Annotated in this window: 20 protein-coding genes and 1 pseudogene; 14 read left to right on the top strand and 7 right to left on the bottom strand. The window is 59.7% G+C overall.

Annotated features, from left to right (window positions below; translation table 11 throughout):
* The first annotated feature begins 123 nt into the window (after positions 1–123).
* The 13 genes from I8E17_RS21765 (at position 124) to I8E17_RS21705 (ending at position 16,869) form a co-directional block, all read left to right on the top strand.
* Complete coding sequence (locus I8E17_RS21765; protein WP_229002180.1) at positions 124–969, top strand: ABC transporter substrate-binding protein; 846 nt, start codon at positions 124–126, stop codon at positions 967–969.
* On the top strand, positions 962–2,953 hold the full coding sequence (fhuB, locus tag I8E17_RS21760; protein ID WP_069614609.1) for a Fe(3+)-hydroxamate ABC transporter permease FhuB: 1,992 nt from the start codon (positions 962–964) through the stop codon (positions 2,951–2,953). Before I8E17_RS21765 ends, fhuB begins: the two co-directional genes overlap by 8 nt.
* The gene (locus I8E17_RS21755) at positions 2,950–4,002 is read left to right on the top strand and encodes a siderophore-interacting protein (protein WP_069614610.1); all 1,053 of its coding nucleotides are present in this window, start codon (positions 2,950–2,952) and stop codon (positions 4,000–4,002) included. The genes fhuB and I8E17_RS21755 overlap by 4 nt, the downstream gene beginning before the upstream one ends.
* A gap of 116 nt (positions 4,003–4,118) precedes the next feature.
* Entirely contained in the window at positions 4,119–4,706 is a 588-nt protein-coding gene (locus tag I8E17_RS21750) for an ANTAR domain-containing response regulator (protein ID WP_069614611.1), read from the top strand.
* Positions 4,707–4,761: 55 nt separating this feature from the next.
* Positions 4,762–6,060, top strand: coding sequence for a CmpA/NrtA family ABC transporter substrate-binding protein (locus I8E17_RS21745; protein ID WP_069614612.1), 1,299 nt, complete (start codon positions 4,762–4,764; stop codon positions 6,058–6,060).
* Between the two features lie 369 nt (positions 6,061–6,429).
* On the top strand, positions 6,430–7,728 hold the full coding sequence (locus I8E17_RS21740; protein ID WP_069614613.1) for a CmpA/NrtA family ABC transporter substrate-binding protein: 1,299 nt from the start codon (positions 6,430–6,432) through the stop codon (positions 7,726–7,728).
* A 34-nt stretch (positions 7,729–7,762) separates the two neighbouring features.
* Positions 7,763–8,659, top strand: a complete 897-nt coding sequence (gene ntrB / locus I8E17_RS21735; protein ID WP_069614614.1) for a nitrate ABC transporter permease — start codon at positions 7,763–7,765, stop codon at positions 8,657–8,659.
* Positions 8,660–8,669: 10 nt separating this feature from the next.
* Complete coding sequence (locus tag I8E17_RS21730) at positions 8,670–9,467, top strand: ABC transporter ATP-binding protein (RefSeq protein ID WP_069614615.1); 798 nt, start codon at positions 8,670–8,672, stop codon at positions 9,465–9,467.
* 4 nt (positions 9,468–9,471) lie between these two features.
* A complete protein-coding gene (gene nirB / locus I8E17_RS21725; RefSeq protein ID WP_069614616.1) occupies positions 9,472–11,922 on the top strand; it encodes a nitrite reductase large subunit NirB in 2,451 nt (816 codons plus the stop codon).
* Positions 11,923–11,926: 4 nt separating this feature from the next.
* Positions 11,927–12,262 carry a nitrite reductase small subunit NirD gene (nirD, locus tag I8E17_RS21720; protein WP_069614617.1) on the top strand — a complete coding sequence of 112 codons (336 nt, stop codon included), beginning with the start codon at positions 11,927–11,929 and terminating at the stop codon, positions 12,260–12,262.
* Positions 12,263–12,481: 219 nt separating this feature from the next.
* Positions 12,482–15,139 (top strand): nitrate reductase, encoded by a 2,658-nt coding sequence (locus tag I8E17_RS21715; protein WP_069614618.1) that lies wholly within the window; start codon positions 12,482–12,484, stop codon positions 15,137–15,139.
* A 129-nt stretch (positions 15,140–15,268) separates the two neighbouring features.
* Positions 15,269–16,300 (top strand): CorA family divalent cation transporter, encoded by a 1,032-nt coding sequence (locus I8E17_RS21710; protein ID WP_069614619.1) that lies wholly within the window; start codon positions 15,269–15,271, stop codon positions 16,298–16,300.
* A gap of 62 nt (positions 16,301–16,362) precedes the next feature.
* Positions 16,363–16,869 carry a hypothetical protein gene (locus I8E17_RS21705; RefSeq protein WP_069614620.1) on the top strand — a complete coding sequence of 169 codons (507 nt, stop codon included), beginning with the start codon at positions 16,363–16,365 and terminating at the stop codon, positions 16,867–16,869.
* Between the two features lie 979 nt (positions 16,870–17,848).
* Here the strand turns inward: I8E17_RS21705 and I8E17_RS21700 are convergent.
* The 4 genes and pseudogenes from I8E17_RS21700 to I8E17_RS21685 form a co-directional block, all read right to left on the bottom strand.
* Positions 17,849–18,079, bottom strand: a complete 231-nt coding sequence (locus I8E17_RS21700; protein ID WP_069614623.1) for a hypothetical protein — start codon at positions 18,077–18,079, stop codon at positions 17,849–17,851.
* A 56-nt stretch (positions 18,080–18,135) separates the two neighbouring features.
* Positions 18,136–18,368 (bottom strand): annotated as a pseudogene (gene rpsU, locus I8E17_RS21695) (30S ribosomal protein S21).
* A gap of 35 nt (positions 18,369–18,403) precedes the next feature.
* Positions 18,404–18,703: a cold-shock protein gene (locus I8E17_RS21690; protein ID WP_141720090.1), complete on the bottom strand. Its 300-nt coding sequence runs from the start codon at positions 18,701–18,703 to the stop codon at positions 18,404–18,406.
* A 115-nt stretch (positions 18,704–18,818) separates the two neighbouring features.
* Positions 18,819–19,028: a cold-shock protein gene (locus I8E17_RS21685; protein ID WP_069614624.1), complete on the bottom strand. Its 210-nt coding sequence runs from the start codon at positions 19,026–19,028 to the stop codon at positions 18,819–18,821.
* A gap of 350 nt (positions 19,029–19,378) precedes the next feature.
* Here I8E17_RS21685 and I8E17_RS21680 point away from each other — a divergent pair, with 350 nt between their 5' ends.
* Positions 19,379–19,552 carry a hypothetical protein gene (locus tag I8E17_RS21680; RefSeq protein WP_015342656.1) on the top strand — a complete coding sequence of 58 codons (174 nt, stop codon included), beginning with the start codon at positions 19,379–19,381 and terminating at the stop codon, positions 19,550–19,552.
* A gap of 78 nt (positions 19,553–19,630) precedes the next feature.
* On the opposite strand, the gene I8E17_RS21675 is transcribed toward I8E17_RS21680, so the two are convergent.
* The 3 genes from I8E17_RS21675 to I8E17_RS21665 form a co-directional block, all read right to left on the bottom strand.
* Entirely contained in the window at positions 19,631–20,464 is an 834-nt protein-coding gene (locus I8E17_RS21675; RefSeq protein WP_112722301.1) for an alpha/beta hydrolase, read from the bottom strand.
* 357 nt (positions 20,465–20,821) lie between these two features.
* Positions 20,822–21,826 (bottom strand): alpha/beta hydrolase, encoded by a 1,005-nt coding sequence (locus tag I8E17_RS21670; RefSeq protein WP_069614745.1) that lies wholly within the window; start codon positions 21,824–21,826, stop codon positions 20,822–20,824.
* Between the two features lie 251 nt (positions 21,827–22,077).
* Complete coding sequence (locus I8E17_RS21665; RefSeq protein ID WP_069614627.1) at positions 22,078–22,767, bottom strand: DJ-1/PfpI family protein; 690 nt, start codon at positions 22,765–22,767, stop codon at positions 22,078–22,080.
* Positions 22,768–22,840 lie beyond the last annotated feature (73 nt).

Below are 22,840 nucleotides of genomic sequence, written 5' to 3'. Positions count from 1 at the left end.
GTGGCTGCGAATTTACCGCGCCGACGCAGGGATGCTTACCCAGTCACAGTGCTGCAGCCTTGTCAGCTATTTCCAATGACAGCAGGAAACACTCATAAGCTGTCTCGAAGACAGTTCATTGCGATGGCAGGCGCAAGCGCGATCACCGGCCTGACGCCGGCGCGCGCCGCGGCGAACCCGCGTGTGGCGACGCTCGATTGGGCCATTCTGGAAACCCTGCTGGCGATCGGCGCAAATGTGGTTGCCGGCACCGAATTACTGCAATTCCGCGACGTTACCGTGACCTCGGCCATTCCCGCGGGCGTTGCCGATCTCGGGCTGCGCGGCACGCCGAACTTCGAAGTCCTTTATGCATCCCGGCCAAATCTGATCTTCAATTCCAATTTCTATACCTGGGCCGACGATCGCATGCGGCTGATCGCACCGGTCGAGAGCCACGCCATTTATCAACCCGGAGCCAGCCCTTACCAGCTTTCGGAACAGGCAACCCTTGCAATCGGCGAGCGGCTTGGACTTATGACGGGTCGCACCCTCGTCGATGCGATGCGCGAAAAACTCAAAGCCTATCGCGTCAGTTTCAGCAAGGGCGATCACCGGCCGATCCTGCCGATCAATCTGGGCGACGCCAGGCACTTTCGCGTCTTCGGCTCCGATAGCATGTTCGGGGAAGTTCTCACCCGCACCGGCCTGACTAATGCCTGGCCGGATTTGACGAGTTATTCAGCAACCGCACCGGTTGGCATCGAACGGCTAGCCGCCATGCCGGATGCATGGATCGTCCTCATCCCGCCGCATCCGGCCGAAGCTCTGGCGGAACTCCAGCAAAGCGCATTCTGGAATGCGCTTCCGCCGGTACGGCAAGGTCGTGTCCTCATGCTCGGCTCGATCAATCCCTATGGTGCGCTGCCGGCGGCAGAACGCTTCGCCGATCTCCTTGCAGGAGGGCTCAACCGTGCATGGAATGGTTGATCGGCCTGCAATTGCCCAAGGCAAATCGCTGGCACGCAACGGTGCTCTGCTCGCCGCTATCTGCATCCTTGCTTTTGCAGCTCTGCTCTTGCTGCGGCCGCAGCTTGCCGCTGATGTACGCGAGGCAGCCGCACTCAACCATATCTTGCTCATCGACAGCCTGCTGCCGCGCTCGGCTATCGCAATCATAGCCGGTGCAGCTCTCGGCCTTTCGGGCGCCTTGCTGCAAAGAGTCTTGCGCAATCCGATTGCCGACGCCTCGACGCTCGGGATCGCCGCCGGGTCGCAGCTGGCGATGACGATCGCCGTCGGGCTCTTTCCCTTGCTGATTGGCCTGCCGCGGGAGATCTCTGCCTTTGTCGGCGGGTTTGCTGCGGTTCTGATCGTTCTGGCATTGAGCTGGAGGCGTGGTCTCGACCCGGTGACGGTGGCGCTATGCGGCATGATGGTGACGCTGGTTGCAACCGCACTTAGCGTCACCATCATTCTCGCGCGCGGCGAATATGCCATGTCCGTCTTCATCTGGGGCGCCGGCGCGCTGAACCAGCAAAACTGGGATGGCGTCATCACGCTTGCGCCGCGCCTGGTCGTCGGCTTTACAGCCGCATTGGTACTGGTCCGTCCTCTGACGGTGATGAGCCTGGACGACAGCAGCGCCAAGAACCTCGGCCTTGCATTGCACAGCATGCGCCTCGCCATTCTGGCGCTTGCCGTCTGGCTGGCAGCTTCGGTGACGGCACAGGTCGGCATCGTCGGCTTTCTTGGGCTTGCCGCACCTCACATCGCCAGATTCTGCGGCGCGCGGCGCACCCGGCAGCTGCTGATCGCCGCCCCTATCGCCGGCGCCGGCTTGCTGTTCCTGACGGATTGCCTGGTGCAGCTCCTCTCGCCGGGGTTCACCGACCTTGCCCCGACGGGAGCAGCGACCGCGCTCCTTGGCGGCCCCCTCCTATTGCTGCTTCTGCGGCGCCTGCATTCCGGCAAAGCGCTGCGCGCCGATGACGGTCCTCGGACGCGGCGGACTATTGCAGCACAGGGACGAGCACTCGCTTTGCTCGCGCTCGGCTTCGTTTTCCTCACCCTTTTTGTTCTATCGGTCGGGCGCAGCTTCGATGGCTGGCATGTGGCGATCGGCAGCCAGTTTCGGGAACTTCTGCCTTTCCGCCTGCCGCGCACCGTCGTTGCTGCAACTGCCGGCGCGATGCTCGCCGCAGCCGGCTTCATCATGCAGCGCCTCACCGCCAATCCGCTCGCAAGCCCCGAGATCCTGGGAGTGAGCGCCGGCGGCGGTGCGGGCCTGACGATTGCACTCTTTCTCTTTGCATTCCCCTCGCCCGTCGTCACGATCACCGCAATGACGATCGGCGCGCTGATTGCATTCCTCGCCATGATGGCATTCAGCGCGCGCGGCGGCTTCGACCCCGAGCGACTGCTGCTTTCGGGCGTCGCCATTGGCGCCCTCTGCATGGCAATCGTCACTGTCGTTCTCTCACGCGGCGATCTGCGCGCCTATCTCCTGTTGACCTGGCTGTCGGGCTCCACCAATCGGGCCGGCTCCTTCGAAGCCTGGACCGGCGCCATTTCGCTTGTGCTTCTCGTTCCGATCCTGCCGATCCTGAGGCGATGGTTGGATGTGCTGCCGCTCGGCGGCGATGTTTCGCGCTCCGTCGGCCTCTCGGTTGCGGCAAGCCGCCTCACTCTGGCGGTTCTTGCGGCCATCTTGACTGCGATCCCCTCTTTCCTCGTCGGCCCGCTCAGCCTGACGGGGCTGATCGCACCGCATCTTGGGCGCCTCGTAGGCTTTCGTAGCACCCTCAAACAGTTGGGCGCGAGCTTGCTGCTTGGCGCCATGCTGCTCGTGCTGGCCGACTGGCTGTCGCGCATTGTGATCTTTCCCTATGAGGTTCCCGTCGGTCTGTTCGCGGCGCTGATCGGCGGGCCCTATCTCATCTGGTTCCTGACCCGCAAGGAGACGAAAAAATGATGCATGCAAGGGATTTCACCGCTTCCGGCGTGGCGACCCACAAGGATGCCGGTCAATTGCTGGATCAGTTCTGCGCGCGTTTTGCCGAACATGTCACCATCACGCGAAGCGAGGCCGGAGCCCGCCTCGATACCGTCATCGGCAGCGCCGACATCGCCGTCAGCAATGATCGTCTAGACATCAAGCTACGTTGCCCGACGGCAGCCATGCTCTTCACGATCCGCAGCATGGTCGCCGAAAACCTGTTCGAACTCTCCACAAGCAACACGCTCGTCCTCGATTGGGCCGACGGCCCGCAACCATCAGCCATACCGAACTTCCGCGAAATCAGGGTCGTCGATGCCTACGACATCACTCCGCACATGCGCCGCGTCGTCGTCGCGACCGATGATGCCAGGCATTTCGTCGAGGGCGGCCTGCATGCGCGCCTGCTTATTCCGCCGAAAGGCCGCGAGCCGGTCTGGCCGCATACGGAGCCGGACGGCCGCCTCCATTGGCCGAAGGGCAATGATGCGCTGACTATCCGCGCCTATACGATCCGTAGCATCAATCTTGACCGCGGCGAGATGAATATCGATTTCGTCGTACATGAAGGCGACGATGTGCCGGGAGCGACCTGGGCGTTGACTGCTCGCCCCGGCGATCCTGCCGGCCTGATCGGCCCCGGCGGCGGCGGCGTGCCAGCAGCGCGCAAGCTCATTCTTGCTGGCGACGAAACCGCGCTGCCGGCCATCGCCCGCATTGCAGCCTCCGTGCCTGCCGATGCCGAGTTGCGGATCCTTCTTGAGGTCGCCGACAAACAAGAAGAACAGCCGCTGACATCAAGCGCATCGATGGACGTCACCTGGCTGCATCGCAACGGTGCCGCTGCCGGGACGACGGATAGTCTTGAACGCATCCTGCGCGACATCGTGCCTGCGGCCGATCCGGAAACCTTTGTCTGGGTCGCCTGCGAACAGAAGCAGGCACGTGCCGTTCGCGCTTTCGTCAAGAGCGAGATCGCCAGGGATCCCGGCACCTTCAGCATCGCGGCCTATTGGCAGCGTTGATGAGGAAATAGCCAGAACAGGCCAAAATAGCCTAATATTTAGGCTATTTTTAGAATCGCACAATATTTCAGCGAACAGCACTTGTTCGCTTTGTTGCATTGCGTCATAAAGATGCAATGAGCCGTCTCGATCTGACCATTCTTGTGATCGATGAAAACACGATCCGCGCCTCGATCATCGAAGAGGGGCTGCGGGAGGCTGGTCATGCGCGGGTGACGGTCATCCACGAAGTGCAGGGCGTCGCACGCACGATCGAGACGCTACGTCCCGACGTCATCATCATCGATCTCGAAAATCCAAACCGCGACATGATGGAGCATCTGTTTCAGCTGACGCGGACGGTAGGGCGGCCGATCGCCATGTTTGTCGATCGTTCCGACACCGCCTCGATCGAAGCGGCTGTCGAGGCCGGTGTATCAGCCTATATCGTCGACGGCCTCAAGAAGGAACGGGTCAAGCCGATCCTCGATATGGCCGTCAGCCGCTTCAATGCCTTCAGCCGGCTACAGCGGGAACTGGCGGACGCCAAGTCTGCGCTTGAAGAGCGCAAGATCGTCGAGCGGGCCAAGGGAATCTTGATGAAGATGCGCGGCCTTTCGGAAGAGGAAGCCTTCGCGCTGCTGCGACAGACGGCCATGAACGAGAAGAAGAAGATGTCCGAGATCGCGCAAAGCGTTGTGACGGCAGCGGGGTTGCTGATGTGAGCGTACCGAGCCCCATCTTGTCCGTCGCCTTGAGAGGGGAGGCATCGGAGTGAATATGAGAGCGCAAGCAACCCGTTCCGCCAAAGCCCAACAGGCAGGCGACAGCAATCCTTCGGCGCCTGCCCGGATTACCGGCGAAGGGCCGCGCACACTGCGCGCCGGCTTCATCCCGCTCGTCGATGCTTCTGTCCTGATTGCGGCGGCGGAATTCGGTTTCGCCCGCAAGGAGGGGATCGCCCTCGATCTCGTCAAGGACGTCTCCTGGGCCAATGTCCGCGACCGTCTTGCCTTTCGCCAGTTCGACATCGCCCATATGCTCTCGCCGATGCCGGTCGCGGCGATGCTTGGGCTCGGCTCGAACCCCTCGCCCACGATTACGCCATTCTCTCTCGGCTGCGGCGGCAATGCCATCACGCTATCGACGCGGCTGTTCGACCGCATGTGCGAAGAAACAGGCCTGTCCGATCAGGCAAGCGCACTGGAAAATTCGCAGGCGCTTGCGAAGGTGGTCGACACCATGAAGGCGCGCGGGGAGCAGCCGCCGACGCTTGGCATGACCTATCCCTTCTCGTCGCATAATTACGAATTCCGCTATTGGCTGGCCGCCGGCGGCATCGATCCGGACCGGGACGTGAAGCTCGTCGTCGTGCCCCCGCCCCTCACATCCGATGCGCTCGCCGCCGGCGCAATCGATGGCTTCTGCGTCGGCGCACCCTGGAACATGGTCGCATCCGAACGAGGCGTCGGCCGCATCGTCGCAGCCAAGCAGGATATCTGGCCCTCCGCACCCGAAAAGGTGATCGGCATGCGCCCGGAATGGGCCGAAAGCCATCCGGAAACCGTGTCGCGCCTTATCGTCGCGCTGGACGCAGCAGCGCGCTGGTGTGATCGGCCGGAAAATCACGATTCACTTGCCGAAGCGCTTGCCGATCAGCGCTATATTGCGGCACCTGTGCACATCATCCGCCATGTGCTGGCAGGCGAATTCAACCTTGATGCCAGAGGCCATCGCCGCGTTATAGACAGGTATTTCAGTTTCCATGGCGGCTTTGCCAACTATCCGCGCCCGAGCCAGGCGCTTTGGATCTTCAGCCAGATGATACGCTGGGGGCAAAGCGCATTTTCCGAGCAGAACATGAAGATGGCAGCCTCGGCCTACCGTTCCGATCTCTATCGGCTGGCACTCGGCAGCGAGGCGTCGCCCGATGATGCCGATATCCGTATCGAGGGCGGCAGGGATGGCGACCGCTTCATGGACGGCCATATTTTCGATCCAGCGGAAATCGCCGCCTATGTCGCCGAATTTGCCGTGAAAAAGACAAGCGCAATGCAGTCTTTGAGCGACGACATCTAGCCTCCAAGTATGCTGCGCTGCACAGAATAAGCGCAGGATCAAAAGCCGGGCGAGCGGCATTCGCTGAAAATATTTGCAGAAATCGCAACTGCCCGCACAGCGCATCTTCGAACCATATCCCTGAATAATCGAGCAATTACAATGCCGTGATCGCGCCGTGAAAAACTGGCACGCGACTTGCTTATTTAATTTCGCTTCGATCAACGGCGATCGAAGCACGCAATGCGCGGAAAACGCGCTCGCAAAGACATCGACGTCGCAAGGTTCTTGCCCCGAGGATTCCTTTCCTGTCCCGGGCTGCATCAACCGAGCGGCGTTTTTTTATGTCCAAAATCCACGCGTCACGAGCAAAACAAGGGGAAACTGCAAGTGAAGAAGATCCTTTCCGGTGGTATTACGCGCCGAAACCTTTTGAAGACATCCGCCACGGCAGCCCTGATCGGCGCTGTCAGGACCGCTTTCCCCTCCGGCGCCTTTGCAGCAACCGCCGGACCTGAAGTGTCGGATGTGAAACTTGGTTACATCGCGCTGACGGATGCCGCACCGCTGGTGATTGCCAAGGAAAAAGGCCTGTTCGAAAAGCATGGCCTTTCCAACGTCGATGTGGCCAAGCAGGCGTCCTGGGGTGCAACCCGCGACAATCTCGTGCTCGGCGGGGCGGCAAACGGCATCGACGGCGCCCACATCCTCTCGCCGCTCCCCTACCTCATGCACACGGGCAAGGTGACGCAGAACAACCAACCCGTGCCGATGGCGATCCTCGCCCGCCTCAATTACGACAGCCAGGGCATTTCGGTTGCAAAGGAATATGCGGAAACCGGTGTGCAGCTTGACGCATCCAAGCTGAAAGCCGCCTTCGACGCGAAAAGAGCCGCGGGCAAGGAGATCAAGGCGGCCATGACCTTCCCCGGCGGCACGCATGATCTTTGGATCCGCTATTGGCTGGCGGCCGGCGGCATCCATCCCGACAAGGACGTCTCGACCATCGTCGTACCGCCGCCGCAGATGGTGGCGAACATGAAGGTCGGCAATATGGACGTCTTCTGTGTCGGCGAGCCCTGGAACGAGCAGCTCGTCAATCAGGGGATCGGCTTCACCGCCTGTACGACCGGCGAGATCTGGAAAGGCCATCCGGAAAAAGCGCTCGGCATGCGCGCCGACTGGATCGAAAAGAATCCGAATGCGGCCAAGGCCCTGCTGATGGCGGTCATGGAAGCACAGCAATGGTGCGACAGCATGGACAACAAGGAGGAGATGGCGGCCATTCTCGGCAAGCGGCAATGGTTCAACGTGCCGCCCAAGGACGTGCTCGGCCGCCTCAAGGGCGACATCAACTACGGCAACGGCCGGATCGCCAAAGGTACCGATTTTTACATGAAGTTCTGGAAGGGCGGCGTTTCCTATCCCTATCAGAGCCACGACGCCTGGTTCATCGCCGAGAACATCCGCTGGGGCAAGTTCGCGCCCGATACCGATATCAAGACGCTGGTCGGTCAGGTGAACCGCCAGGACATCTGGCGCGATGCCGCCAAGGATCTCGGCGTTGCGGCATCGGACATTCCGGCATCGACCTCTCGCGGCAAGGAAACCTTCTTCGACGGCAAGGTTTTCGATCCTGAAAATCCCGCTGCCTACCTCGAAAGCCTCTCGATCAAGGTGGCGTCATGATGCTCGGCACTTTCTTCCAAAAAGGATTCGTTCAATGTCCGTAACCGCCCGTAAACAGCAAGCTGCCGTTGCGCAAGCACCTGCTCCCGCAAAGAGCGATGTCGTGACATTGGCGGCCCGCCCGGCTCGGCGCATCAATCCGGATCGTATCGCTGTCTCGGTCTTGCGTAGCGTCCTGCCGCCCCTGGTAGTCCTGGTGCTTCTGCTCGCTATCTGGCAACTGCTCTGTGAGCAGCCGGGCGCCAGCCTGCCGCCGCCTTCCCAGGTCTGGCAGGACAGTTACGACCTCATCGTCTACCCCTTTTTCTATAACGGACCGCAGGATATCGGGCTTGCGTGGCGCGTGCTCGTCTCGCTGCAGCGCGTCGCCTATGGCTTCGGCCTTGCCGCCGTTGCCGGCGTGCTGATCGGTGCGGTGATCGGACAATCGGTCTGGGCGATGCGTGGGCTCGATCCGATCTTCCAGGTGCTGCGTACCGTGCCGCCGCTGGCATGGTTGCCGCTGTCGCTCGCGGCCTTTCAGAACTCCAATCCCTCGGCGATTTTCGTGATCTTCATCACCTCCATCTGGCCTGTTATCATCAACACGGCGGTCGGCGTTCGCAACATTCCACAGGATTATCGCAACGTCGCCAAGGTGCTGCGGCTGAACCAGATCGAATTCTTCTTCCGCATCATGGTGCCGGCGGCCGCTCCCTACATCTTCACCGGACTGCGCATCGGTGCAGGGCTTTCCTGGCTTGCAATCGTTGCCGCCGAGATGCTGACCGGCGGTGTCGGCATCGGCTTCTTCATCTGGGACGCGTGGAACTCCTCGCGCCTGCCCGACATCATCGTCGCACTCGCCTACATCGGCATCACCGGCTTCGTCCTCGACCGTCTGGTCGCAGGCCTTGGCGGCGTCGTGACCCGCGGCATGACCGGCAATTGAGGAGAACAGGATGAACGCCTATCTGAAGCTCGATCATATCGACAAATATTTCGACCGCGGCGGCCAGCGCGCCGAAGTTCTGAAGGGCATCGAACTCGTCATCGACAAGGGTGAGTTCGTGTCGATCATCGGCCATTCCGGCTGCGGCAAGTCGACCCTTTTGAACCTCATTGCCGGCCTGACGCCGGTCTCCGCCGGCGCGGTGCTGCTTGAGAACCGCGAGGTGAACTCACCGGGTCCGGATCGGGCCGTGGTCTTCCAGAACCATAGCCTGCTGCCCTGGCTCAGCGTGTACGAGAACGTCAATCTCGCCGTCTCGAAGGTGTTTCGCGGCACGAAGACGAAGGCCGAGCGCCATGACTGGGTCATGCGCAACCTCGATCTTGTGCAGATGGCACATGCCAAGGACAAGCGTCCCTCGGAAATATCGGGGGGCATGAAGCAGCGTGTCGGCATTGCCCGCGCACTCGCGATGGAGCCCAAAATCCTGTTGCTCGACGAGCCCTTCGGGGCGCTGGACGCCCTCACCCGCGCCCATCTGCAGGATGCCGTCATGGAAATCCATGCCCGCCTCGGCAGCACCATGGTGATGATCACCCATGACGTCGACGAGGCGGTACTCTTGTCCGACCGCATCGTCATGATGACCAACGGCCCGGCCGCTCATATCGGCGATATCCTTGAAGTGCCGATCCCGCGGCCGCGCAACCGCATCGAGCTTGCGTCCGACAGAACCTACCTCAAATGCCGCGAGGCCGTGCTGAAGTTCCTCTACGAACGCCACCGCTTCGTTGAAGCCGCGGAGTGATACCATGACCCAGAAACTCGTCATCATCGGCAATGGCATGGCGCCGGGGCGCATGCTGGAGCACCTATTGGAAAAAGCGCCGGATCGCTATCAGGTCACGATCTTCAACGCCGAGCCGCGCGTCAATTACGACCGCATCATGCTGTCGCCGGTTCTCTCCGGCGAAAAGGACTTCGAGCAGATCATCATCCACGGCGACGGCTGGTACATCAAGCACGGCATCACCCTCTACAAGGGGCATAAGATCGTCGCCATCGACCGGGCGGCAAAGACGGTCACCTCCGATCACGGCGTGACGGAGAGCTACGACAAGCTTGTCATCGCGACAGGCTCCGTTCCCTTCATCATCCCCGTTCCAGGCAACAATCTTCGCGGTGTCATCACCTATCGTGATCTGGACGACGTGCAGGCCATGCTGCTTGCGGCTCAGTCACGCGAAAAGGCCGTTGTCATCGGCGGCGGCTTGCTCGGTCTCGAAGCCGCCGCCGGTCTCAGCCTGCGTGGTATGGATGTCACCGTTCTCCATGTGCAGCCGACGCTGATGGAACGTCAGCTCGATCCCGCCGCCGGCTATCTCCTGCAAAAGGCCGTCGAGGAGCGCGGCATCAAGGTCATCACCAAGGCCAATACCAAGGCGATCATCGGCGACGGCAAGGTCGAAGGGATCGAACTCGACGATGGACGGGTGATCCCGGCCACGCTCGTCGTCATGGCCGTCGGCATTCGTCCCAATGTCGGCCTTGCCAAAGAGGCCGGCATCGCCGTCAACCGCGGCATCGTCGTCGATGACGGCATGCAGACCTCGGATGGCTCGATCATGGCGCTCGGCGAATGCGCCGAAGTCGGCGGCACGGTCTATGGCCTCGTCGCCCCGCTCTACGAGATGGCGCGTGTGGCCGCCTCGCATCTGGCCGGCGATACGAGCGCCGCCTTCGTGCACTCGGACACGCCGACGAAGCTCAAAGTGACGGGCATCGACCTGTTCTCGCTCGGCGACTTCGCCGATGGCGACGACCGCGAAGAGATCGTTCTGCGCGACGCGGCGGCCGGGGTCTACAAGCGTCTCGTGCTGAAAGACAACAGGATCATCGGCACCGTGCTTTACGGCGAGACGACCGACGGCGCCTGGTTCAACGACCTGAAGAAGAAGGCGGTGGATATCTCTGAGATGCGCGATACCCTGATCTTCGGCCAGGCCTACCAGGGAGGATCGCCGCTGGACCCTATGGCGGCCGTTGCAGCCTTGCCGGATGATGCGGAAATCTGCGGCTGCAACGGCGTCTGCAAGGGCAAGATCACCTCGACCATCACGGCCAAGGGCCTGACATCGCTCGACGACGTGCGCGCCCACACGAAGGCTTCGGCCTCCTGCGGATCCTGCACGGGCCTTGTCGAACAATTGATGTCGATCACGCTTGGTGACAGCTACAACCCCGCCGCCGTGCAGCCAATGTGCACCTGCACCGAGCTCGGCCACGACGATGTCAGAAGGCTCATAAAAGCCAAGGGATTGAAGACCATTCCTGCCGTTATGCAGGAGCTTGAATGGAAGACCTCCTGCGGCTGCGCCAAGTGCCGCCCGGCCCTGAACTACTACCTCGTCTGCGACTGGCCGGACGAATATGCCGATGACTACCAGTCGCGCTTCATCAATGAACGCGTGCATGCCAACATCCAGAAGGACGGCACCTATTCCGTGGTGCCACGCATGTGGGGCGGCGTCACCAGCTCGAACGAGCTGCGCGCGATTGCCGACGTCGTCGACAAGTTCGAGATCCCGATGGTGAAAGTGACCGGCGGCCAGCGTATCGACCTTCTCGGCGTGCAGAAGGAGGATCTGCCCGCCGTCTGGGCCGATCTCGGCAAGGCTGGCTTCATCTCGGGGCAAGCCTATGCCAAGGGCCTGCGCACGGTGAAGACCTGCGTCGGCTCCGACTGGTGCCGCTTCGGCACGCAGGATTCGACCGGTCTCGGCATCCGCATCGAGAAATTCATGTGGGGCTCATGGACGCCGGCGAAGGTGAAGATGGCCGTCTCCGGTTGTCCGCGCAATTGCGCCGAGGCGACCTGCAAGGATGTCGGCGTCATCTGCGTCGACAGCGGCTTCGAAATCCATTTCGCCGGTGCCGCCGGCCTCGACATCAAGGGCACGGAAGTTCTGGGCCTCGTCAAGACCGAGGATGAGGCGCTGGAGCATATCGTGGCGCTGACACAGATGTATCGCGAGCAGGCCCGCTATCTCGAGCGCATCTACAAATGGGCCAAGCGCATCGGCCTCGACGAGATCCGCCGCCAGATCATGGGTGATGCCGAAAAGCGCAAGGCTTATTACGAGCGCTTTGTTTTCAGCCAGAAGTTCGCCCAGGTCGATCCCTGGTCGGAGCGCGTCTCCGGCAAGGACAAACATGAGTTCAAGCCGATGGCGACGGTCGGCTTCCCGCAGGCCGCCGAGTGAGGAGATGAATATGAACTGGATCGAAATTGGCGACATCTCCGACATCCCGCCTCGCGGCGCACGCTGCGTGAAAACCCCGCAGGGCAAGATCGCCGTGTTCCGCACGGCCGAAAACGAGGTCTTCGCCATCGAGGATCATTGCCCGCACAAAGGCGGGCCTCTCTCCCAGGGCATCGTTCACGGTAAAGCCGTGACCTGTCCGCTGCACAACTGGGTGATCTCGCTCGAAACCGGCAAGGCGCTTGGCGCCGATCAGGGCGAAGTGCGGACTATTCCGGTCCGAAACGAGGATGGGGCGCTCTTCATCGCGCTCGAAAGCCTGATGATGGCGGCGGAGTGAGGATGACGATGCGCGGGAGAATACCCCCCTCTGTCCCTTCGGGACATCTCCCCCACAAAGGGGGAGATCATATGGTGCTCCTGCAAGCGGAGCCATCATTTTCGCAGCGCGGAGGCAATCTCACGCTCCCACTGATCTCCCCCCTTGTGGGGGAGATGTCAGCAAAGCTGACAGAGGGGGGTCTTTCGCCACGTCCTTTGAGTTTCATGGACCCCATCCATGTCCATTGAAACCAAAACCACCTGCCCCTATTGCGGCGTCGGCTGCGGTGTCATTGCCAGGGTCGATGACGACGGCAAGGTCTCCGTCAAAGGCGATCCCGACCACCCCTCCAACTTCGGACGGCTATGCTCGAAGGGCTCGGCGCTCGGCGAAACTATCGATCTCGACGGCCGTCTGCTCCATCCGGAAATTGCCGGCCAGAGGGCAAGCTGGGACGAGGCGCTTGATCTGGTCGCGAGACGCCTCAGTGAGACGATTGCCGAGCATGGACCTGATTCCGTTGGCTTCTACGTCTCCGGCCAGCTGCTGACGGAGGATTATTACGTCGCCAACAAGCTGATGAAGGGCTTCATCGGCTCGGGCAATATCGACACGAATTCGCGGCTCTGCATGTCATCCTCGGTCGCCGGTCATCGCCGCGCCTTCGGTTCGGATACGGTGCCTGGCACCTACGAGGATCTCGAGCTTGCCGACCTCGTCATCCTCACCGGCTCCAATCTCGCCTGGTGCCATCCGGTCATCTACCAGCGGCTGGCGGCGGCAAAGGCGGCACGGCCGACGATGAAGATCGTCGTCATCGATCCGCGCCGGACCATGACCTGCGATATCGCCGATCTGCATCTGGCGATCCGGCCGGATGGCGACGTTGCCCTTTTCCTGGGTCTGTTCGAGCATCTGATCACAAGCAACACCATCGATCAGAATTATATTGCAGAGCATACCGGCGGCTTTGCCGAAGCCTTTGCAGCCGCCGGCGCCCTGTCGTTCAACCGTGTGCTTGAGCTGACCGGCCTGCCCGCCATGCAGCTTCGCGATTTCTACCGGCTGTTTGCGCAGACCGAGAAGGTCGTTACCTGCTACAGCCAGGGTGTCAACCAATCCTCATCCGGCACCGATAAGGTCAACGCCATCATCAACTGTCACCTCGCGACCGGCCGCATCGGCCGGCCCGGCATGGGACCCTTCTCACTGACCGGCCAGCCGAATGCCATGGGCGGCCGCGAGGTCGGCGGCCTCGCCAACATGCTTGCCGCTCACATGGCGATCGAGAGTGCCGGGGATCGCGACCGCGTTCAACGCTTCTGGCAGTCGCCGCGGATTGCCGGAAAGCCGGGATTGAAGGCGGTCGACATGTTTCGCGCCGTCGCCGACGGCCGTATCAAGGCGTTGTGGATCATGGCGACCAACCCCGTCGTCTCCATGCCGGACGCTGATGCCGTCGAGGCGGCCATCAAGGCCTGCCCCTTCGTCGTCGTCTCCGACATCCTGCGCGAGACGGATACGACGCGGCACGCGCATGTGCTGCTACCCTCGCTCGGCTGGGGCGAAAAGGACGGCACCGTCACCAATTCCGAACGGCGGATTTCGAGGCAGCGCCAGTTTCTCGCAGCGCCCGGCGAAGCCATGCCCGACTGGTGGCAAATGGCCGAAATCGGCCGCCGCATGGGATTTTCGCAAGCCTTCTCCTTTCGCACAAATGCGGAGATCTTCGCCGAACATGCAGGCCTTTCCGGTTTCGAAAACGAGGGAAGCCGTGACTTCGACATCGGCGCTTATCAAGCGATCGCCACAGAAGAATACGACGCGCTCACGCCGTTCCAATGGCCACAGCCAGCCGGGGCGGCACCACGGATCACCCGCTTCTTTGCGAATGGTGGTTTCTATCATCCCGATCGCAAGGCGCGCTTCGTCGCCATAGAGCCGCCGGCAACCGACCGAACAGACAGCCGCTTCCCCCTAACGCTCAATACCGGACGCGTTCGCGATCACTGGCATACGATGACACGGACCGGCAAGAGCGCCCGCCTGTCTGGCCACATCGCCGAGCCTTTTGTCGAGATTCATCCACGCGACGCAATCGAAATCGGCGTTGCCGAAGCGGGCCTAGTGGAGATCGAGAGCTCGCATGGCAAGGTGATCGTCCGCGCCTTGGTGACAGAGCGGCAGGCGCGCGGCAGTCTCTTCGTGCCGATGCACTGGAACGACGGCTTCGCCGCCAAAGCCCGCATCGATGCCGTGGTCGCTCCCCTTACGGACCCAATTTCCGGCCAGCCCGCGTCGAAGAATGTCGCAGTCCGCGCTCGCCGCTTCCAGGCCTCGCATTATTGCTTCGCAGTCTCCTCAGCAAAGCCGCGCGGTCTCGACAGTGCCTATTGGGCGCTCGCCAAAGCGGATGGCGGATGGCGGACGGAACTTGCGTTCGATCTGGTACCGGACGACTGGGTCGGCTGGTGTCGCGCGACATTCGATATACCTGCGGATCTCGAGCCGCTCGGCTATGCCGATCGGGCCTCCGGAGACCTGCGCCTTGCATTCTTCGATGGCGAACGGCTGCTTGCCGCTCTCTTCGTCGCGCGGCAGCCTGTAGCCGTGGCTCGAAACTGGGCGATCACCCAGCTTTCGGCATCGCACGGCAATCTCCACAAGCGGTTTGCGCTGATCGCAGGCAGGCCGGGAGCCGATACGATTGATGCCGGTGCGACGGTCTGCTCCTGCTTCAGCGTCGGCGTCAATCAAATCGTCGCGGCTATTCGCGGCGGCTGTCGCAGTGTCGAAGCCGTCGGCAAGGAGCTTAATGCCGGAACCAATTGCGGCTCCTGCCGCGCCGAAATCCGCACCATCATCGATAGCTGTCTTGCCGCGGCGGCAGAATGAACGGTCTGGCATCATAACCGATCATTCGCGTTAAACTGCAGTTTCACCTTAACGTTCCCAGTGCTAGAACTATTGAAAATAGCTGCATGATTTCGCTTTCCTTTTACACTCGGGGGAGCACGGGAGCGGATGGAGATCGAGGGCCGGAAGGTTCAACTTAGCTACGGCGCCGAGCCGGGCATACGCTTCGCCGTCCTTCTCGACGGCAATGGCAGCTGTCGCGAGATCGGTGCCGCCGACCTGCAGAGTTGGAAGCCGGCAGACGGAATTCTCTGGGTTCATCTCGAGCGTGACCATGATGCAGCGGCCGCTTGGATAACACGAAATGGCGGTTTCGATCCGCTCGTCGCCGACGCGCTGCTCGAGGATGAATCGCGTCCCCGTGTCGAGCCGGTTGACGACGGACTGCTGATCATTCTTCGCGGCGTCTGCGCTGCGCCGCCCGACGCGGCGGATATGGCGGTCGAGGATCTGGATCTCGTTCCCCTGCATGCCTGGGTGGACGAGAACCGCGTCGTGACGCTTCGCGACAGCGGCCATTACATCACCGCCCTTCGCGACATTCGCCAGGCGCTCGAAAAGGGCAAGGGGCCGAAGCGCACCGGCGAACTGCTTGCCCTCGTCAGCGACAAGCTCGTGAGGGACCTGGAGCCCGTTCTTGATCAGATGGATGAGGAAGTTGACGAGCTGGATGAGCTGATCTTCCATGGCGAGGCCGCCGAAGTCCGCGAGCGACTGAAGCTGCTTCGCAGACGCGCCGTGCAACTAAGACGCTATCTTTCGCCGCAACGCGATGCCCTCAATCGCATCGAACATGACGACGCTCCCTGGCTTGCCGAACGCGACAAGCTTCGCATGCGTGAGGTGATCGACAAGCTGATGCGCTGCATCGAGTACCTGGATGCAATCCGCGACCGGACAGGCATCCTGCACGATGACCTTTCGACTGTCATCAGCGAGCGCATCGCCCGCAACTCCAACAGGCTTGCGGCGCTTGCCGCGTTGCTGCTGCCGCCGAGCGTCGTTGCCGGCCTGTTCGGCATGAATGTCGGCGGCATTCCAGGCGTCAACGATACCTGGGCCTTCATCATTATCGTCGTATTGGTCGCCGTCACCTCCATCATCACCCTCTATATTCTGAAGCGCATCAGCTGGCTCTGACTGCCTGGGAACCGAGCATAGCCTGCGGCGTTCCTAGTTAGTGTGACGAAGGGATTGATATCATGCGTTATCAAGCGTGCCTTCTTGCCCTCCTTGCCGCTGTTTGCCTGGTGACACCTGTCGCCGCCGATGAAATCGGATTTTTGAAGCCGCTGAACGGCAGCTGGACGGGAACCGGCAAGGTGCTTCGAAAGATCGGCGACGCGCCGATCAATGTATTCTGCAGATTCACCATCAGCGCACCGGGTTCCTCGATTTCGATGAGGGGAAACTGCCGCGGCCTTCTCATCATCAGCCGCGCGATCTTGGCCCAGCTCACGGCGCGCGGAAACAGATACTCAGGTACCTACACCGGTCCTTCCGGTGCGATATCGCAGCTGTCGGGCAGCAGGCAGGGCGATATCATCAATCTGGCGGTGCGCTGGGCACGTCTCGTCAACGGCGATCGCGATGCCAGTATGACCATTCGCAGGCAGGGCGACGGCCAGCTGACGCTCCGGACCATCGACAAGGATCTGAGCTCCGGCAAATCGGTCGTAACCAGCGAAATCAATCTGCATCGCCAATGAGGCTGAAAACGAAAGCCCGTTGCTTCTTCGTCAACCAAAGCCGGTCGTCGGCCCGACATTCGTCGAGATCAGATCTGTCGGCATGACAGATGCGTGTCGAATTGGATTTTGGCGATCGGTCAGCCTCTGCTTCTGCGGGGCCGCTTACCCACTGGCTTCTCAATCAATGGCTCAGACCTTTCCTTGGCCAGCCTTTCCCTGCGAAGCCGCTCAGTCTTGCTTTCACGCGCGGCCTCTTCGTTGTGAATGATGGTCCACGCAGATTCATTCGTGACAATCGCAGCCTTCTCGGCTTTGGACAAAGGCTTGTTTTGCCGGTTGATCCTATATGCACTCATGTTGCCTCCTTGAGCAGCCGGCAACAAAAAAGGCCGGAGCGAAATCGCGCCGACCTTCCCGACATCGCCTTCACACCAATGCCAGTACATCCGTGGTCAGAAGGGGAAAGCGACTAAGACATTGCGAGCCTCCAAATTTGATTGATGCTCACCAGCAATGCCATTTCGCTTACATAGTTCATTATTTCGTAGAAATCAAGCGCTTAAAAATTTATTTCTATAGAGGCGTCGTTTTGATCGCGTGGATAAAATGAATTTTCGCGAAACGGAAGCACAGCCATTCATTCAGCTTCTCGGGACATCGGATAACTGATAGATTGAAGCCGATCGATGCGACACGGAAATCGTTCCGCCGCCATCCTTCATAGGTGGCACATGTCGAGGGTTACGCTCAGATACGCGGTTCGCCAGGAGCGTGACCGCACTTGGACTGTGTACGATATTTTCACAGGAAGAGCTGCTCAGCCTACACATTGGATCTTGAGTATTCTGACTGAGAAAGAGGCGAAGGCTTATTGCACCATTCTCAACGTCAAAGATGTCGAGCGACGAGAGCGATTGGGGCTTTAGACTATCACTGTCGGCTTCCGCAGCCGAATTTTCCGCGTATTATTCATCGCGCGGGATAAACAAAAGCAAGTTCATGCTTTACCACGCCCTATAGGCTTTTTCCGTGCTTTGACCGATTTTTCTGCCTTCGGTTCCACCATTGCTTCTCGTTGCAGGCGAAGGGCTCGTAAAGCCTCCGTTTTCTTTTCCCGTGCGGAGTTCTCTGCCGCGACAATGGTCTTTGCCGCATTGTCGGTAATCGTGGCTTTATCATTGCCGAGAGACGCGGTCTTCCTAAAGAACTGTTCCTTGGTAGCTGACATGATCGCTCCTTCCTGCGGAGTACCGAATGGGGATTGAATACCCAGACATTAACGACTTAGGCCCCTGCTGCGATGACTTTTGGGCAGCAAACCACCCCTTGCATCTTTTTTCGCAGCAACTTGCGCTGCCGCCGAATTGCTCTTGCGCCTTTTCCAGAGCACGACGCTCGGATGGCTTTATATAGGCCGAGCGCATCTTTATCTCGCGGAATACACCATCTCGGATCATCTTCTTCTTGAGCACGCGCAAAGCTTGATCAATATCGTTATCTCTTACAAAAACTTGCAAAACATACTCTTTACCGGGCGTGTTTCTGTGATGCTTTATGTCTTAACGGAATGCTTGCCTTTGCCACCTATCGCGAGAGGTTTGAGCCATGACTCCTGTTTAGAAGGAATTGATCCTTGCTGATCGGCAGCTGGATCCGTGCTCAATTTCTCGATTTCGGTCGACAAGATGCGCCGCTCGAAATTCTCGTCCAAAAAGCGCACTTGATAATGGATCTCGTCGAAATCTGAGGGCAGTGTATTCATGATCCGACATAGTCTCGGAGCCGCTTTCAGCCGGGTGAGATCAGCCTTCAGGGCCACGATGTCTCCAACTGAATATTTCATTCTGCTCATCGCATCCCCTTGCAGATGGGTCGCAGAAATATAAAAGGCCGGGCCATAACCCGACCTTCTCCGTCAATCAAATCATTGCTGCCAGTACATCCGTGGTCAGCAAGATGAGTGACAATTAGATTGCTCTCAGATTATCAGCGGAACTCTTGCCGGTCTTACGATCGCGCACCAGCTCGTAGCTGATCTTCTGACCCTCTGCGAGAGCATTCATACCCGCGCGCTCAACAGCGGAAATGTGAACGAACACATCGGTTGCGCCATCTTCAGGCTGAATGAAGCCGAAGCCCTTGGCGCTATTGAACCATTTTACTGTTCCTGAATTCATAGCGGTTTCCTTTCAATTAGACATGGGATTTCGTTCCGCCGAAAACCGTTTTCGGCAGTATTACAAACCGAAATTGAAAGAAAATTCGCGCCACGCTTCCGGGCAAACAAAGATCATCAAGCAAGATCGACAACGTGAACATAGGCATGAAATAGGGCAAAGGCAAGGCTACATTTTCTGGTTGATGAGTTTGGCCGAACATCACCCATAAATTACAAGGGAATTAGGATCGCCGGTTAGCGTTTTCATTGGAATGCCGCTGTGCCTATCGGCGGCTGCGGCCCGAACGCTGTCTTGCTTGACTTTCAGACCGCTATATGAGAACATATAGTGAACAAATGGAGATTTCCATGACCAAGGCAGAACAAGTCATCGAACGTGCAATGACCTTTGTCGCTGTTTCGAAGGCCCTTCGGGAGCGCGAACAGGAACGGCGCGCCACATGGACGCGCCGCGTTGAAATCAGCCGGCCGCTACCGCCCTTGCCCCGCGCCGTTCAGCTCTCGTTGAAACTCGACAGCTGAAATGGTGAGGGTGGTAACCAGCACCCGGCAGGCTGCGAAGCGCCCGCCTTTTTGGCGGGCGCATGACCATTTTAATGCTTAGGCCTTGAAGAAGGCGAGCAGGTCAGCATTGATCACGTCCGCATGCGTGGTGGCCATACCGTGCGGGAAGCCCTTATAGACTTTCAGCGTGCCCTTCTTCAGAAGCTTGATGGAGAGCTCAGCGGAATCGGCGATCGGCACGATCTGGTCGTCGTCGCCATGCATGACGAGGGTCGGGACTTCGATCTTCTTCAAGTCTTCGGTGAAGTCCGTTTCCGAAAAGGCCTTGATGCAATCGTAATGGGCCTTGGTGCCGCCCATCATGCCCTGGCGCCACCAATTATCGATAACGCCCTGCGAAACAGCTGCCCCGGGACGATTGAAACCGTAGAACGGCCCCGTCGGAATATCGCGGAAGAACTGAGCGCGGTTGGCAGCAAGCGCTGCACGGAAGCCATCAAAGACTTCGAGCGGCAGGCCGCCGGGATTCTTGTCGGACTTGACCATGATCGGCGGTACGGCGCCGATCAGTACGGCCTTCGAGACGCGGCCATGGCCGCCATACTGGGCGACATAGCGCGCAACTTCGCCGCCGCCTGTCGAATGGCCGACATGGATGGCACCCTTGAGATCGAGATGCTCGGCAAGAGCCGCCACATCGGCGGCGTAGGTATCCATTTCATTTCCGGTCGCCGTCTGGCTGGAGCGGCCATGGCCGCGGCGGTCGTGTGCAATGACGCGGTAGCCCTGATGAAGGAAGAATAGCATCTGGGCGTCCCAATCGTCGGAGCTCAGGGGCCATCCGTGATGGAAGACGATCGGCTGGCCCGTTCCCCAATCCTTATAGAAGATCTGGGTGCCGTCTTTGGTGGTGATCGTGCTGCTGCTCATTGTGTCCTTACCTTTCGAAGTTGATTGCTTTGTAGAGGCTTGTGCAGGTTGAGCGAAGGGGCTGGCAGCTGCAGCAGCGGCAAGGCCCAGCCCGGCTGTCATAACGCCCCGACGAGTAGCTTGAGGGATAGACTGGCTCATTTCAATCTCCGCTTAAATTTATCGTGCGATTTATTATCGCGACATCTATATGCGTAACGCTTTTCGACTGCCGTGTCCATATAAAAATTATCTGGCGATTGTTTATTGCGATAAATAATTGAAAGACCGTGATTTGACTTTGCGTAACCTGCGAAGTCACGTCGGTCTTTCAAACGAGAGTTTCGAAATCAGGGGCTGCTTAAATGCTCATGATGATTATTGCATGGGCTTATCGACAAAATGCGCAATCGCGAACTGCGCGACACGTTCGTTCGATTTCCTTGCATCATCGAGCCAGAACGGGAAAATCTGCCATTGATGGATCATCCCCGGCCAGACTTCCAAGCTCACATTGCCACCCGCCTGGCGTACTTTGTCTGCGAACCGCGAGGCGTCATCAAGTAGCACCTCGCGAGCGCCGACCTGGATCAGCAGCGGAGGAAACCCGGAGACATTGCCATAGAGCGGCGATATATCGGGATCGGCGAGAGGGCGATCACGCGCGAACGCATCGTGGATAAGGGTCAACTCGGCCTTGTTCATGAACGGATCGCTCGTGGCGTTGGCGGCCAGCGAAGCGCCCGTTGCAGCGAAATCGGTAATCGGGCTCATCGCGACCACGGCAGCGGGAAGCGGACCGCTTAGCCTAAGCTGGTTCAAGATAACTTCGATGGCCAGAGTTGCGCCAACCGACTCGCCCACGATAACGATGTTGCCGGCCTTGTATCCCGATGTCAGAAGCCAGCGATAGGCCGCAATGGCATCGTCCTTCTGCGCGGGAAAGCGATTTTCGGGCGCCAGGCGATAATCGATCAACAGCACATCAGCCGAGGCGGCTTTGGCGAGCGAACCCGCTATGTTGGCGTGCGTGCGAAGGGAGCCGCTATAGAACCCGCCGCCATGCAGATAAAGGATGGCACGTCGCCCGATCGGATGATGCAATCGTGCCGGCCAAATCAGATCGCCATCCACCCCGTTGGCGTCGACATGACGTATCTGGACACGCGCCGGGCCTGGCGTCGATGCCATGAGCTTTTCGAAACCGGAGCGGCGTTGCAACAGGTCGGCTCCGGACACCGCGCCGCTGTCACGCAAGGTGCCGATCAGCTTCTCGATCTGCTCGCTCGAAGCCTTTGTCTGCGGAGCGATCTCGGATGTCTCGGCGGCCGCAGCGTGCGATATCGACCCCAGGCCTGCACATATCAGAACGGTCACTGTCATGACGAAACGGAAAATGCAGCGCAACGGTCGGAACGCGTTCATCAAATAAGCCTTTTCCCCGCAAGGCCGTGGACGCTATTGTGATGCCACGGTCGCAGAAAAGCTATTTGTGTCAAGTATGATGGGCGACCTGAGACTGGAATTTCCATTCATCCACTGCCCGTCATTGCCTCGACACGATCAACCGCTGATCGCTCCCCTATCGGTGCTCCGTTTGATCGAGATGACAGTACTGGTGGACAAGCCGATGTTCATCCAGGCTCATGTCTGGCCGCCGTGAGGCGAGCGACGATCTCCTGCCGCGCCATTCTCGAGCCGGCAAGGCGTTGCCTGGTTCTCGCCAACACCTCAGCGCTGGCCTTCTCGGGCAATCCGGAATGAAATGGCGGCTCTGGCGCGTATTCCAGCGACAGTTGGATCGCTTCGGCGTCCTCGCGACCGCACAAGGCGGCAGCAATCGTCAGTCCGAAATCGATGCCGGCGGTCACACCGCCTGCGGTGAAGAGATTGCCATCCCGCACCACGCGCCCCGGCGTGACAACGGCTCCGAAACTCTCGAGGAAATCAAGCGCATTCCAATGCGTTGTGGCCTTTTTGCCCTTGAGCAGGCCGGCCGCTCCAAGGACGAGAGAACCGGTGCACACCGATGTTACGAAGCGCGCTCGGGTCGCCTGTTCCCGGATGAAGCTCAGGACGGCCATATCCTCGAGCAATGCATTGACGCCGATACCGCCGGGCACGCAGATCACATCGAACGGCGGGCATTCGGCAAACGTCGTCGTCGGCCGCAGCACCAGCTTCGTTGCCGATACGACGGGTGACGTGTCCTTCCACACCAGATGCACCTCCGCATCATCCATCGAGGCGAATACCTCATAAGGTGCGGTCAGATCGAGTTGCTGGACGCCGGGAAAGGCAAGCAGGCCGAAGCGAATGGTCATGACATGTCTCCGATGATTGACTTTTCCAAACCTATGCGACAACGATCTGGCATATTTGCCAAACCACCGTCAT

The sequence above is a fragment of the Rhizobium sp. AB2/73 genome (assembly GCF_020871915.1).
GTDB lineage: Bacteria > Pseudomonadota > Alphaproteobacteria > Rhizobiales > Rhizobiaceae > Rhizobium > Rhizobium dioscoreae.
Note: the sequence above shows the minus strand (reverse complement) of the source record. Positions and strands in the feature narration are given on the sequence as shown.